Origin of the sequence: Streptomyces sp. NBC_00019 (genome assembly GCF_045041015.1) — a bacterium.
Lineage (GTDB): Bacteria > Actinomycetota > Actinomycetes > Streptomycetales > Streptomycetaceae > Streptomyces.
The window spans coordinates 771,816-785,781 of the sequence record NZ_CP108302.1 but is presented as its reverse complement, the minus strand read 5'-3'; the positions used below and the strand labels follow the sequence as shown (position 1 = coordinate 785,781).

Genomic DNA, 13,966 nt, shown 5'->3' with positions numbered 1-13,966 from the left:
GTCTCCCTGGCCGCGGTATGCCTGCCGGAGGCCCCTGTTGACCCGCGCCCTGCGCATACGAGGGCTGCTCGCCCTCGCCGCTGTCGCCCTGTCGCTGTTCGTCGCTCTCACCGTGCCCGTCCACCTCGGACTTGATCTACGCGGAGGTACGCAGATCGTCCTGGAAACCCGCCCGACCGCCGCCGCTGACGCCGACAGCGAGGCCACCGACCGCACTCTGGAGGTACTGCGCGGGCGTATCGACGCGCTCGGCGTCGCGGAACCCACACTCGCGCGTTCCGGCGACAACCGGATCATCGTCGAACTGCCCGGCGTACAGGACCCGGCCACGGCCGCGGACGTACTCGGCCGCACCGCTCAGCTCACCTTCCACCAAGTCCTCGGCGCGGCCGCCGACGCCGACGACAAGGACAAGCCGCTGTCCAAGCGGCACCGCCAGCAGGTTCTGCCCGACGAGTCAGGCCGCCTCCTGCGCCTTGAGGCTGCTGCCATGACCGGCAAGGACGTCGAAGAAGCCGCTGCCCGCTTCGATCCGCAGAGCGGCGCCGGATGGCAGGTCACCGTCGACTTCCAGCGGGCCGGCGATGACGGATGGGCCCGCCTGACCGGCCAGGCCGCCTGCCACCCCGCGGGGGACCCGTCCCGAAGGCTCGCCATCGTCCTGGACGACAAGATCATTTCTTCGCCGCAGGTGGAACCCTCGGTGGGCTGCGGCTCGGGCATCCGCGGCGGCTCCACCCAGATCACCGGATCCTTCGGCGCCGACGAGGCCAAGGAACTGGCCCTGCTCATCAACGGCGGCGCTCTGCCCGTACCCGTCGAGACGGTCGAGCAGCGCACCGTCGGCCCCACCCTGGGCGCGCAGGCCATCACCGCCAGCGCCTGGGCCGCCGCCGTCGGCACCACGCTGACCGCCCTGTTCATCACCGCCGTCTACCGGCTCATGGGGGCCCTGGCCACCGTGGCGCTGGCCTGCTACGGCCTGATCTCCTACGCCGTCCTGGCAGCCCTGGGAGCCACCCTCACCCTCCCGGGTCTTGCGGGGTTCGTCCTGGCCATCGGCATGGCCGTCGATGCCAACGTCCTCGTCTTCGAACGCGCCCGCGAAGAGTACGCCTCCCGCAGCCGGCCCAGCCCGCGCTCCTCGCTGGCCGCCGGTTTCCGGGGCGCCTTCAGCGCGATCGCCGACTCCAACATCACCACCTTGATCGCTGCGGGCCTGCTGTTCTTCCTTGCTTCCGGACCCGTACGCGGCTTCGGCGTCACCCTGGGCATCGGCGTCCTCGTCTCCATGTTCAGCGCCTTGGTGATCACTCGTGCCCTCGCTGACCACGCCGCCTCCCGGCCCTGGCTCCGCCGCCGCCCTCATCTGACGGGCATCGCCCACGCCGGAACAGTCCGTGACCGCCTCACGCGCACCGACCCCCAGCTGATGCGCCGCCCCCGTCGATGGTTGGCCGCCTCCGCCGCAGTCCTGGTCCTGGCCGGTTCCGGGATCGCCGTGCGGGGACTGGACTTCGGAGTCGAATTCACCGGAGGCCGCCTCATCGAGTACACCACCGCCACCCCTGTCGACCCGGACCGGGCCCGCAGCGCACTCGCCGACGCCGGGTTCCCCCGCGCCGTCGTCCAGAGCTCGGGCGACCACCAACTCACCGTCCGCACCGACCAGTTGTCGAACGCCCAAGCGGCCGCCGTCACCGAGACCATCGGCACACTGACCGACGACGCCGACACACTCCGCGACGAGGCCATCGGCCCCAGCCTCGGCAAGGAACTGCGCCAAGGCGCACTCATCGCTCTCGCCGTCGCCCTCGGCGCCCAACTCCTGTACCTCGCGGCTCGTTTCCGCTGGCTGTTCGGCGCCTCCGCGGTCACCGCCCTCGCCCACGACGTCATCATCCTCACCGGCGTCTTCGCCTGGCTCGGAAAGCCCATCGACGGTGTCTTCCTCGCCGCGCTGCTCACCGTGATCGGATACTCGGTCAACGACTCGGTCGTCGTCTTCGACCGCATCAGGGATTTGAGTCGGCGTGACCGCGAAGCGCCCTTCGCGGCGGTCGCCAATCGAGCCCTTGTGCAGACCCTGCCCCGCACGATCAACACCGGGATGGGCGCCGCCTTCATCCTGACCGCCCTGGCCGTCCTCGGCGGCGACTCCCTCACCGACTTCGCTCTCGCCCTGCTCATCGGCGTCGCCGTGGGCACCTACTCCTCCATGTTCACCGCCACACCCCTCGCCATCGAGCTCCACAAACGCACATAGTGGTCCGGAGCCAGGATCACTGGCCTGACATCGACCTGAGGAGGCGGGCGAATTGGCCGCCGTGGTGCTCGTTCACGGCCTGTACCACCGTCCCGAGCACTTCGCGGTGGTGGCAGAACGCCTGCGGAGCACAGGAACGGACGTTGTCGTTCCCGAGCTCCACCGGGGCTCGTTGCGCGACGACACAGCAGCGGTCCAGGCAGTGATCGACTCGCTGCACGAGCCTCCGATCGTGCTCGGTCACTCCTACGGCGGATCAGTGATCACCGGGGTACGCGGAGCGGGACACTTGATCTATCTGGCGGCCTTCGTGCTGGACGTCGGCGAGAGTGCGGCCGGTCTGGGTGGGGCGTCCCCGCAACTACAGGACGCGATCCACCTTGAGCCCGACGGCTCGACGAGCCTGCGCCCCGACCGGGCTGTCGACACCCTCTACGGCGACTGTCCCGAACCTCTCGCCGCCTGGGCGGTAGGCCTCCTGCGTGCGCAAGCCCCCGGCTGCGGGCGAGGAGTCCCCGAGCGCCACAGCTGGAAGCGCACGCCCTCCACCTATGTCGTCTGCGCGCAGGACCGGGCCATCGACCCGGTCCTGCAGCGCAAGATGGCCACTCGCTGCACCGAGGTGCACGAGTGGCAGACGGGCCACTCCCCGTTCGTAGGACAGCCCGACCTCATCGTGGAGCTCCTGGAGTCGCGCACGCACCGCGGGGCACGAGGGTGACCTCGGCCCTCTGCCCTATTCGCCCGGTAGAACGCGAACGAAGCCCTCGGTCCAACAGTCCTCATCGAGCTCGTAGGGGTCGAAGTAGAAGCACTCCGGTTCATCACGGAAACCCGGCAGCAGCCGAGCCTGACGTACACGCTCTTCAACCCGTTCAAGGGTTGAGTAGAAACCGAGCAGCTTGACGTCGTCGCCGTCCGACTCGTCACAGAACACGCCGTTCTCATCGACGTGCACTGTCGAGCCGTCGGCGCCGGCTTCGTTCTGGTGGCCTACATGCCACAGCGGATACACGATCACGGGCGTGAAGCTATCAGCACTCGAGTTCGACGAGCGTGCTTCCCGTCTCCGGCGTGATTCCTGCCAGTGCCCCGGGTGCATGATCGCTCGCCCGCTGGGCACGATGTCCTTCACCAGCGCGTCGGCGAGGGTGAAGGCAGCCGGTGCGGGGCCAGATTCCGCAGCGGACGCGCAGCACGCGGAGGTGTCATGAATCGTCAGGCCCGGGTTCGCGTCCATGTCAGCCGTCGGCCCAGCGCGCCGCGGAACCTCGAGATCGACCGCCGGACGCCCTCGGGGCGCGTCCTTCCCTACTGAGCACAACCGATCGCGGCACAGCCGCCGTTGGCCTTAAGGCTTGGCGGTGTGGCGTCGGCTTGTGGCTGTAGGCGGGGCCGGTCCTCAGCCCCGCCGGTCAGCCGTGGTCAGTCGCAGGCGCTTCCGTTCAGGGCGAAGGCCGCAGGAGAGGGGTTGCTCCCGCTGAGGGACCCCTGGACGCCGAAGCTCGCTGTCGCGCCGGGTGCGATCGCCCGGTTCCAGTCGGTGTTCTGGGCCACGACCGCGGTCCCGCTCTGGGTGACTGCCGCGTTCCAGGCGCTGGTGACACGCTGGCTGCCCGGGTAACTCCAGGTCAACTTCCATCCGTCGATGGCGGATTGGCCCGTGTTCTTTACGGTCACGGTCGCCGTGAAGCCGTCGCTCCAGGCGTTGTCCACCTTGTACGTCACCGCGCAGGCGCCGGCAGGCTGCTCACCGCCGGTTGACGTCCGTTCGGCGGCGTAGGCGGCGAGCCAGGCCAGCGGGGCGTTCCAGTTGACGGCCACTTCGTTGGTGGAGTACGAGCCGATGTCGTCGATATAGCATGCGGCCGACGCGCAACCGGCCAGCTTCTCCAGCGCCACCGGGTCCTGCAGGTCGTCGTTGGGGCCGCCCGCGAGTGAACCCGCCGGAGGGTTGGGCAGCGAGGCGTCCGCCTGGTGCGCCCAGAAGCGGTGGTGCTGGTTGCGGGAGTCCTTCTCGCCGTAACCGGTGACGTAGGACTGGCCGATGGCGTTACGGCCGAGCAGGTAGTCCATCGTCTCCAACACGCCGGTGCGGTAGCGCCCGTTGCCGGTCAGCTCCCCGGCGACGGCCATGACGATCGCATTGTCGGCGACCTCGCTGTTGGAGCCCCAGAAGTACCCGTCCGCCGGGATGGGTACGGCGTAGCCTTGCGCGGCCATCCTGGACAGATGGCCGTCGGCGGCCGACGTCACCGAAGTGCGGATGCGCGCCAGGTCGGAGGCGGGCAGTCCGTTGGGGACGGTGGCCAGGGTGAGCCGCCCCAGGGCGGCCGTCTCGGCCCAGCCGAAGCCGTAGGAGGTGAAGGCGTCGGCGGAGGTGTGCCAGGACGAGGACGTCACGGCGTCCCGGTAGGCGCTCTCGCCGGTCGTCGCGTACAGCTCGGCGGCGGCCCAGTAGAACTCGTCCGTGACCCGGGCGTCGCCGTAGGCCCCGCCGCCGGTGCTGTCGGAATCCGGCGCGTACATCGCGGGGTTGGCCTGGGCAGCGGTCCAGGCCCGGCGGGCGGCCGCCAGACAGCGGTCGGCGTAGGCCGCGTCGTACGGGCGGAAGACCCGGGCGCACTGGGCGGCGCTCGCCGCGAGGTTGAGGGTCGCCGCGGTGGACGGGCGGTGCAGCTCGCGCTGTTGGGCGTCCTGCTCCGGGCGCGTAGGGATGGCGGTCCAGTTCGCGTCGTGGATCTTGTGGAAAGCCATGCCCGCGTACGGCTTGCCTGCGGGTACCTGCATCCGCATCAGGAAGTCCAGTTCCCAGCGTGCCTCGTCCAGGACGTCCGGGGTGCCGTTGCCGCGCTCGGGCACGCGCAGCGTCGAGTCGCCCAGGTCGGCGTCCTTGCCCGCACGCTTGGCCCGCTCGAAGGAGTTGACGACCAGCCAGGCGGAAATGCCGCCGTTGACCACGTACTTGCCCTGGTCGCCGGCGTCGTACCAGCCGCCTCTGACGTCCTGGGTGTAGTCGCAGACCCCGGACTGGCAGGGGACGGAGGTGTCGCCCTTGTTCGGCGCGACGCCGAGGTGCCCGGCCGGATGGGCATAGGCGGAGCCCACCAGAGAGGCGTCGATGGCGATACCGCTCCGCTGGTGGTAGAAGAACGCCATCGCGTCCGAGCGCAGCCCGTCGTAGAGGTTCGCGCGGATGTCGAACGGGTCGCTGTTGCTGCCGTCCACCGTCAGGACGTAGCCCGAGCCCGTGGCCTGGTACGAGGAGAAGTCGGCCACCTGGACGGACTGGCCGGAGGGCGTGTCCGCGCCGCGCGGGGTCGTGGAGCCGGACGAGACCACGGTGCCGGAGGCGTTGCGCAGCTGCCAGGTGAGCGACTGCGTCGACGTGGTGACGACGGTGGCGCGCTTGGGGCCGTCGGGCAGGTAGCCGACCTGGTTGACGCGCACGGCGCTGGTCGCCGCGGCGGCGGTGGGGGCGGTCAGCAGGCCGCCGAGGACGAGTGAGCTCGTCAGCAGGGCGACTGCGAGGGGCCTGCCGTGGTGCCGTAACGAGGTGAAGGCATGCATGAGCGGCTCCTGATGGGGTGTTTGCGGGGGTTGGGAGCGCTCCCATCACGAGACTGTCATGCGCACGATGACCCGTCAATTGGTGTGCACGGGGGGAAACATGGGACGTCCCGCCCCGCGCTCGGCGGGGCGGGTGTCGGTCACTGGCCTGGCGTGAGGATGTAGGTGTTGAGGGTGTTGACCGCGCTGAGCGGGGTGGGGGAGCCCAGCTCGTAGCGGTCCACGGCCAGGTAGGTGGGCTTCTTGCGGGCGGCGGGTGTGCAGAAGTTCTGGGCCCGGTTGAGGAGTTTGCCGTTGTCCGTCGTGGCGGTGGCGGTGATGGTGTAGTCGCGGAAGTGGTTCATGACAAACAGGGGATGGAAGGCGGACGAGTCGGTAGTCAGCGGTCTGCCGGTGCCCCAGCGGCTGTAACAGGACCAGTCGGAGTCGCCGATCCCGCCGCCCATGGACCAGTAGTTCTCCACGGTCCACTCGCGCTGATACATCACTCCGAAGGTGTCCCGGATGGTCCAGCCGTTCGCGCTGTCGCTCGTGCGGGTGCGGTCGCTGAAGATCAGCAGCTGCTTGCCGTGGGCGGCCAGGTCGGCCATGGTGGGCCAGCCGTTGGTGGCCACGCCCTCCTGGTCGGGCCGGTACAGCACGTCGTACAGCCCGTTGACCGAGGCGAGCGAGGACTTCAGGACGTCGGAGGAGGCGTAGTCCTCCAGGAATACGGTGACGAACTGGCCCGGGTTCGCCTTGAGGAAGTCGACCATGCGCTGGAGGTCGGTGGCGAGTGGCACGGGGCTGCCGACGCCGTCGCAACTGTTGTGGCACAGCACGGCCCGGCCCGAGACGGTGTAGGCGTCCAGCATGAAGCCGCGTACACCGTCGCTCAGTTGTCGGCTGATGCCGTGGTTCTGGTTGGGGAACAGGTTGACCGGGAACGAGGCGAAGTTGCCGTCGGCCCCGTTGGCGAAGGCGTTGTGCGAGGTCAGGAAGGTGACCTGGTCCAGGGTGCGGGTGTCCGCCGACGCGGGCGTGGTGGCGTAGGCGGTCGGAGTCAGGTACCAGCGGGCCAGGTCGCCCGACGATCCGAGCTGTACGGCGGCGGAGTCCGAGGACGAGGTGGTGAGGTACTGCGAGGTGCCGGGGACGGAGACGGTGTACGTACTGCCCGCGGCCGCGGTGATCGTCCAGGTGGTGCCGTCCGCGCCGCAGGCCGTAGTCACCGCGGAGGTGCCGTTGCGGCCGAGACAGGTACCGGACTCGTCGGCGTTCTGCAGCCGGTAGCCGCCGCTGACCGCGACCGGGGTCCACTGCTGGTGGTCCTCGGTCCCCTTGGGATTGTGCGCGACGACCGTACCGCCGCTGTCGGCCGCGTTCAGGCCGGTCGCGTAGTTCTGGAGGTAGACCGAGCTGGTGGGGACGGCTGCCGCGGCCTGACCAGGGGACAGGACGGGCAGGGTGAGGGCGAGCGCGGCGGTGCCGCACAGGGCGCGCAGGGGGCGCATGTGCACGGTGGTTCCTTTCACTCCGGCACTGCGGGTGTTGTGGCAGAGACATGACATATCCGAAGGGGTGGGTGCGGTGCCAGGCCTGACGCGTGAACTGTTGCGGCTCGCCAGGCCTGTGACGAGCCATCAGGGAGCGGACCGTGGCCGGTCAGCTCTCCTCGTCGTCGGTGAGCAGGAAGGTGGGTCGGGTGTGCTCCCAACCCGGCACCTTCAGCGCGTTGAGCGCCGAGACGATCCGTTTTTCCTCATAGGTGAAGTGCGTCTCGATGAGCGCGGCGAGGCTGTCCAACTCGCGCCGGAATTCGGTGGGGTCCGACTTCCGGTCCAGTGCGCCGACGAGCCTCTCGAGCCGTTGTACGGAGTCGTCCACCAGCCGGTGGTCGCGCCGCAACTCCTCCAGCACAGGGCTCAGTTCGGGGAACTGTTCGGCGATCTCGATGAACGCGAAGTCGTTCTCGCCGTTGTGGTGCCGGTCCAGTGCCGAGCAGAAGGTCAGGCAGTGGGTCCGCAGGTCGCGGACTCGGGTGCCGTCGGAGAGATAGGAGTCGACGTCCTGACGCAGTGCTGAGAGCTCCTCGCGGAGCCAGAGGTGTACTTCGATCAACTGGTTGCCGAAGGCTGTCAGGCGCCCGTGTGATGTGGTCAAGGCAGTTCCGTGGCTTCGACGCCTCCATGCCCTCGACGGTCTCTTCGCCGGGCGCACGCGACGTTGATCCAAGGTCCTACCAACGGTGCAGATGATCTGTCAATCGCGGCAATGCGAGACGGGCGCCCGGCCTGGGGTCTCAGAGGGCGATGCGGTCTCTGGCCGCCGGGAACCCAAGCGTCTTCGGCTGCACCTTGCCCGTGTCCAAGGTGAGGCTGAAAACCGGCGCCGTCTGTGCTGATTTGCCTGATCGTCATGGTCAATTCCAGCCGTTGCTTTGGCATTCGCATGACAAAACTGTGCACGCAGTGCCACCCTTCTGCGGAAGTTCACCGTTCCTTGACGGAATCACCACGCGGAGCAACCGCCAACCACCACCCCCCGCCTCCTTCCACCCGCCTGCCGTGCAGCGCTCCGGACCGGCGTACCCCGCCGCTCCGTCTCGTCCGCGGCCCCCATCACGGGCTGGCCGTCGTTTCGAAGGAGAACTCGTTGCCCCTGCGACACCGCGCTCTTGTACGGCGCAGACGCGCCACCGCCCTCGCCCTCACGGCCGTAGGGTCCCTGCTCGCCCTGGCCGCCCCCGACTTCGCCGCCGCGGCCCCGGCGGACCCGGGCCTCACGAAGATCACCGCCACCCCCCGGGCCGGCGCCGCCCAGCCTTCCCTGACGCCCGCCCGCCGCACCGCCCTGATCGAGAGCGCCCGGTCCGCAGCGGCCGGCACGGCGCAGCGGATCGGCCTCGGCGGCAAGGAGAAGCTCGTCGTCAAGGACGTCATCAAGGACGCCGACGGCACCACGCACACCCGCTACGAGCGCACCTACTCCGGGCTGACCGTCCTAGGCGGTGACCTGGTCGTCCACGACAAGAGCGGTCGTACAACTGTCACCAAGGCGAACGCGGCCCGCCTCCAGGTGCCTTCGCTCAGCCCGAAGATCACGGCCGCGGGTGCCGCCGCCAAGGCCCTCACCGCCTCGAAGAACGCCGAGGTCAAGGGTTCCGAGACGGAGCAGGCGCCTCGCCTGGTGGTCTGGGCCGGCAGTGGCAAGCCCGTGCTGGCCTGGGAAACCGTCGTCGAAGGCGTCCAGGAGGACGGCACCCCCAGCGAACTCCAGATCGTCACCGACGCCGCCAGCGGCAAGCAGCTCCAGGCCGCCGAGCAGGTCCACACCGGCTCCGGCACAGGCCAGTACGCCGGCGAAGTCCCGCTGGGCAGCACCCTGTCCGGGTCGACGTACCAGCTCGTCGACCCCGACCGCGCAGGGCAGAAGACGTACGACCTCAACCAGGGCACCTCGGGCACCGGCACCCTGTTCACGGACGACAACGATGTCTGGGGTGACGGCCAGCCGTCCAACCGTCAGACCGCCGGTGTCGACGTGGCCTTCGGCGCCGCGGCCACCTGGGACTACTACAAGGAGAACTTCGGCCGCAACGGCATCCGCAATGACGGTGTCGCCGCCTACAGCCGCGCCCACTACGGCAACAACTACGTCAACGCCTTCTGGCAGGACTCCTGCTTCTGCATGACGTACGGCGACGGCTCGGCCAACACCCACCCGCTGACCGCGCTCGACGTGGCCGCCCACGAGATGAGCCACGGCGTCACCGCCGCCACCGCGGGCCTGGTCTACTCGGGCGAGTCCGGCGGCCTCAACGAGGCGACCTCCGACATCTTCGCCGCCGCCGTCGAGTTCTCCGAGAGCCTCCCGGCCGACCCCGGCGACTACCTCGTCGGCGAGAAGATCGACATCAACGGTGACGGCACCCCGCTGCGCTACATGGACAAGCCCTCGAAGGACGGCGACTCCCGCGACAACTGGAGCTCCACCCTGGGCGGCATCGACGTCCACTACTCATCCGGCCCCGCCAACCACTTCTTCTACCTGCTCTCCGAGGGCAGCGGCGCCAAGACCGTCAATGGAGTGGACTACGACAGCCCGACGTACGACGGCCGGGCCGTCACCGGCATCGGCATCCAGAACGCCGCCGCCATCTGGTACCGCGCGCTGACGACGTACATGACCTCGACGACCAACTACGCCGGCGCCCGCACCGCCACCCTGTCGGCCACCGCCGACCTGTTCGGCGCCTACAGCCCCACCTACCTCGCCGTCGCCGACGCCTGGGCCGCGACAAACGTCGGCAACCGCATCGCCCTCGGCGTCAACCTCGCCCCGACCGCCGACCAGATCAGCGGCGTCAACCAGACCGTCAGCCTCCAACTGGACGCCTACACCACCAACACCGGCGCCGCCCTGACCTACGAGGCCTCCGGCCTGCCCGACGGCCTCAGCATCAGCCCGAGCGGTCTGATCAGCGGCACACCCACCGCCCTCGGTACCAGCGACGTCACGATCACCGTGACCGACGGCACCGGGGCGACCGCGGCGGACACCTTCACCTGGCAGATCGCCTACGTCTACGCCAACGCCACCCGCGTGGACATCCCCGACAACGGCGCCGCCGTCGAGTCACCGGTGACCATCACCGCCCGCGACGGGAACGCGTCCGCGACCACCACGGTCTACGTCAACATCGTCCACACCTACCGCGGTGACCTCACCGTCGACCTCGTCGGCCCGAACGGCACCGTCTACTCCCTGCTCAACCGCACGGGCGGTTCAGCCGACAACGTCGACCAGACCTTCACGGTCGACGCCTCCGCGCAACCGCTCAACGGCACCTGGAAACTGCGCGTGCAGGACCGGGCGTCCATCGACGTCGGGTACATCGCGCGCTGGCAGCTGACACCCTGACACGCACCGGCAGCACACCGCCGCCCAGATCCTCGGGATCTGGGCGGCGGTCCGGTCCGTTTTCGATCAGCAGGTGCGGCCCGTGTACCACGCGCCGGCGACATCGGAACTGGAACCGATCCAGGTCACGCCCGGTCCCACACACTGCTCGCTGTTCGGCCCCCAGTCATCGATCTCGATGATGATGCGCGAGCCGTCCGAGGTGCAGTGGTTGTAGTAGGCGTCGGAGGCGGTTTCGTAGAAGCCACAGGGATCCGCTGCGGCCGGACCGGCGCTCGCGGTGACCGCGCCGAATGAGGCGAGGAGGAGGCCGGCGGAACCAAGAAGGCCGGTCATGACACGACGAGTACGCATAGAGAGCTCCAGAACATAGAGGGATCGGGCCGAGGCGCCAGGTGCCTGCCGATCCGTTGTCGATGCGCCCAGGCTCGCAGCTCAGAGCAGCCGTTTTGATCAACGGTGGCACCGTTCACCCGGCGAATCGATTCACTGCTGCGCCGATCAGTTGATCTTCGGCTTTTGGGGAACGGAGAGGCCAGGACGGGGATTTGGCGAGGCAGTTGCAGGAGTTTCAAGGCTCGGCGATTCGGCCAACTTGAGCCAGTCATCGAGGGCTTCATCGCGGCACTCAGACGTGCGATGCCGTGCGCCCCAAGGGCTCCACGGCGACTGGAATCGAGCGCGTTCGAATCCTGGTCGGCGTCGTTATGCCGTGCACTGCCGAATCACCCGGACGCGGCACCCACCTCTACGGAGGGATCAGGTGACAGTGACTGACGCCTCGACCGCAACCCCCGACACACCGCCCCCTCCAGCACCGGCGACTCTCAGTTACGGGGGAAAGTTCGGCAAGAACCCGCTGGAAGGCGCCAGTTTCTGGGCGATGTGCCGACGACTGCCCTCCGTGCTGGCCCACACCACCCGCAAGGCGTGGGCCGTCGACAGGAGAGGCTCCGCACTGCTCCTCGTGTGCCAGGCGCTCACAGGTATCGCCGCCGCGGTCGTCCTGGCCTCCACCGCCCGCGCGATGACACACATCCTCGGTACCGGCACCGTGGCCGAACGCCTGCACGGCGCCGTACCAGCCCTGGTCATGGTGACGTTGGCCGCCGGAGTGGGCCGAGTGTGCAGTCTGCTGTCCTCGTACGCGGACGGGCGCATCACTCCGCTGCTGACCACCGAGGCCGATGTTGCGCTCGTCGCCGCCGTGCTGCGGGTGGAGTCATCCGCGTACGGCCTGGACGGGTTCGCCGACCAGCAGGAAGCCGCGGAGATCGGCGTCACCCGCACCCGCCTGATGGTGCAGGACGCGCAGCGGTTCATGTCCGCGCTGATCCGGATGATCGCCGCGGCCGGGGTCATCACCGCGCTGCACCCGCTGATGCTGCCGGTGCTCGTCCTGGCCGTGCTGCCCGCCGGTGTCGGAGCCGTGCTCTCGGCCCGTGTGGACTACCGGACGCACTTTCTCAACCTGGGCGATCGCAACGTGCGCGCGATGATGCGGTCGTGGGCCACCCACGCCCGCTACGGCGACGAGATCCGCGCCAACGGCATGACCGGCTACCAGATCTACTGGTACCGGGCCCTGTCCGACCGCATCGACCAGCGCACCCTCCAAGCAGCCCCGCACATGCTGCGCATCCAGCTGTCCACCAGCGCCCTGGGTGGCTTCTTCCTGCTGTGCACCTGGGCCACCCTCGCGGGACTGGCCATCACCGGCCGCATCGCCCTGCCCGTCGCCGCCACCGCCGTGGTCGCCGTCCAGTCCACTGTGGCCGCGCTCTCCCAGGTCGTCATCAACGGCGCCGCCCTCTTCCACACCTCGCTCTACCTCGCCGACATGCAGGCCTTCCTCGACCTGGCCCACCAACGCGCCCCGAAGCGTGGCAAGTCGACCATCCCGGAGCGCGTCGACGAGATCCGGATCGAGGAGGCCGTCTACCGCTACCCCGGCCGGGAGGAACCGGCCGTCGACGGGGTCTCGCTCACCCTCCGCCGTGGCGAGATCCTCGCCGTCGTGGGCGCGAACGGCTCCGGCAAGTCGACCCTGACCAGGCTCATCACCGGGATCGTGCTCGCCGACAAGGGACGCGTGCGTTGGGACGACATCGACCTGGCCGACGCCGATCCCAACGCCGTGTGGAGCCGTACCTCCCTGGTGCCACAGAACTTCGCGTGCTGGCCACTGCGGGCCCGCGAGAACATCACCCTGGGCCAGCCCCGAACCCACGACGACCGACCGGTGTGGGACGCCATTGACGCCGTCGGCATGCGCGAGGAGATCGAGAAGCTGCCTCACCAACTCGACACCCTGCTCTCCCGCGAACTGTGGGGAGGCGCCGAACTGTCGGGAGGCCAGTGGCAGCGACTCGTGTGCGGCCGCGCGCTGTACCGGCAGACGCCGCTGATGATCCTGGACGAGCCCACCTCGCAGATGGACGCCCGCGGCGAGCACGCGATGTTCACCCGGATCAGGCGCCTGGCCCCGCACCACATGACGATTGTGGTCACCCACCAGTTGGAGAACACCCGCCTCGCCGACCACATTCTTGTCATGGACAAGGGACGAGTCGTCGAAGAGGGTACGTACGAGGACCTCGTCCAGGCCGGCGGCCTCTTCGCCGAACTCCGCCGTCTCGCCAGGGACCGGTAGCGCCCTCAACACCAACCGCTGTTCAGGAGGATTTCGTGCAGTTGCGCAATGTCACCCCGGACGACGTCGACGCCTATGTCCGGATGCGGTGCGACCCGGTCATGATGGGCGATCTCGGGGGCCCGTTGCCCAGGGAAGGCATACCCGACAAGGTGCGTCGAGATGCTGCTGAGGCCGCGACCGACCTCTGCTGGATCAAGATGATCATTCCTGATCCGGGCACTCCCGACATGGTGGCCGGGTCGGTGACCATCTGGTCCCACGACACCGACGACGGGCCCATGTCGGAGATCGGGTGGATGGTTCTGCCGCATTTCCAGGGCCGTGGCCTGGGCAAGCGCGCGGCACGAACTCTGCTTGAACAGGCTCGGGATGAGGAGCGTTGGGGCGTGGTGCATGCGTTTCCGGGAACGGGCAACGCGGCCTCGAACGGAATCTGCCGGTCCCTCGGTTTCCGCTTCGTCACCGAACGGGACGTCACGTTCGCGGACCGAGTGCTGCGAAGCAACCACTGGGCCATCGACCCACGCACCGAGCTGAAGCCGTCCTGAAAACCACCCACCACCCATCACGAC

Annotated in this window: 10 protein-coding genes; 5 read left to right on the top strand and 5 right to left on the bottom strand. The window is 68.8% G+C overall.

Features of this window, described 5'->3' with window-relative positions; all coding sequences use genetic code 11:
- The first annotated feature begins 37 nt into the window (after positions 1-37).
- Positions 38-2,266 (top strand): protein translocase subunit SecD, encoded by a 2,229-nt coding sequence (secD, locus tag OHU89_RS03855; protein ID WP_405639806.1) that lies wholly within the window; start codon positions 38-40, stop codon positions 2,264-2,266.
- Between the two features lie 52 nt (positions 2,267-2,318).
- Complete coding sequence (locus OHU89_RS03850; RefSeq protein WP_405639804.1) at positions 2,319-2,987, top strand: alpha/beta hydrolase; 669 nt, start codon at positions 2,319-2,321, stop codon at positions 2,985-2,987.
- 15 nt (positions 2,988-3,002) lie between these two features.
- On the opposite strand, the gene OHU89_RS03845 is transcribed toward OHU89_RS03850, so the two are convergent.
- The 4 genes from OHU89_RS03845 to OHU89_RS03830 form a co-directional block, all read right to left on the bottom strand.
- Positions 3,003-3,506 (bottom strand): hypothetical protein, encoded by a 504-nt coding sequence (locus OHU89_RS03845; RefSeq protein ID WP_405639802.1) that lies wholly within the window; start codon positions 3,504-3,506, stop codon positions 3,003-3,005.
- Between the two features lie 185 nt (positions 3,507-3,691).
- Positions 3,692-5,836 (bottom strand): glycoside hydrolase family 9 protein, encoded by a 2,145-nt coding sequence (locus OHU89_RS03840; protein ID WP_405639800.1) that lies wholly within the window; start codon positions 5,834-5,836, stop codon positions 3,692-3,694.
- A 140-nt stretch (positions 5,837-5,976) separates the two neighbouring features.
- Positions 5,977-7,329: an RICIN domain-containing protein gene (locus OHU89_RS03835; RefSeq protein ID WP_405654294.1), complete on the bottom strand. Its 1,353-nt coding sequence runs from the start codon at positions 7,327-7,329 to the stop codon at positions 5,977-5,979.
- A gap of 151 nt (positions 7,330-7,480) precedes the next feature.
- Entirely contained in the window at positions 7,481-7,978 is a 498-nt protein-coding gene (locus OHU89_RS03830; protein ID WP_405639798.1) for a hemerythrin domain-containing protein, read from the bottom strand.
- Between the two features lie 492 nt (positions 7,979-8,470).
- On the opposite strand from OHU89_RS03830, the gene OHU89_RS03825 reads away from it, so the two are divergent.
- The gene (locus OHU89_RS03825; protein ID WP_405639796.1) at positions 8,471-10,738 is read left to right on the top strand and encodes a M4 family metallopeptidase; all 2,268 of its coding nucleotides are present in this window, start codon (positions 8,471-8,473) and stop codon (positions 10,736-10,738) included.
- A 66-nt stretch (positions 10,739-10,804) separates the two neighbouring features.
- Here OHU89_RS03825 and OHU89_RS03820 read toward each other — a convergent pair whose 3' ends face one another.
- Positions 10,805-11,092, bottom strand: coding sequence for a DUF6355 family natural product biosynthesis protein (locus tag OHU89_RS03820; protein ID WP_405639795.1), 288 nt, complete (start codon positions 11,090-11,092; stop codon positions 10,805-10,807).
- Positions 11,093-11,507: 415 nt separating this feature from the next.
- Between OHU89_RS03820 and OHU89_RS03815 the strand changes: the two genes are divergently transcribed.
- Both OHU89_RS03815 and OHU89_RS03810 read left to right on the top strand, forming a co-directional pair.
- Complete coding sequence (locus OHU89_RS03815) at positions 11,508-13,391, top strand: ABC transporter ATP-binding protein (protein ID WP_405654292.1); 1,884 nt, start codon at positions 11,508-11,510, stop codon at positions 13,389-13,391.
- Between the two features lie 35 nt (positions 13,392-13,426).
- Positions 13,427-13,942, top strand: a complete 516-nt coding sequence (locus OHU89_RS03810) for a GNAT family N-acetyltransferase; N-acetyltransferase (protein WP_405639793.1) — start codon at positions 13,427-13,429, stop codon at positions 13,940-13,942.
- The last annotated feature ends 24 nt before the right edge of the window (positions 13,943-13,966 follow it).